Consider the following 279-nt stretch of genomic DNA (forward strand, 5'->3'; position numbering starts at 1 on the left):
GTCTGTCGCCTCGGCTGCTCCTCCTGAGCGGCAACAGGCTCCGGAGCGTCTTTCCACTCGTCACCTAGATAAATGATGGTGTCGTCCTCTTTGGGAGCACTCATCCCGTTGGTGGCAACGTTCACCGAAGAAGGCTTAACAACAAACATCACCACAGCGTCCGGCATGGCCTCCCGGAACATTTCCCAGTTGCGGTTTTCGTCCAGTTTGACCCGTCGTACCCGCTTGCCATTACGCCACATCTTGTCCATCGCTGAGTGCGAAGTCGGGGGGTCAAAG

Annotated in this window: 1 protein-coding gene; it reads right to left on the reverse strand. The window is 57.0% G+C overall.

Translation table 11 applies throughout. The features are described 5' to 3' along the window. On the reverse strand, positions 1-251 hold a 251-nt coding region (locus tag QSV46_RS39600; RefSeq protein ID WP_314964078.1), incomplete at its 3' end, for a hypothetical protein. Between the last annotated feature and the right edge of the window lie 28 nt (positions 252-279).

This window comes from Bradyrhizobium cosmicum, assembly GCF_032290525.1.
Taxonomy (GTDB): Bacteria; Pseudomonadota; Alphaproteobacteria; order Rhizobiales; family Xanthobacteraceae; genus Bradyrhizobium; species Bradyrhizobium cosmicum_A.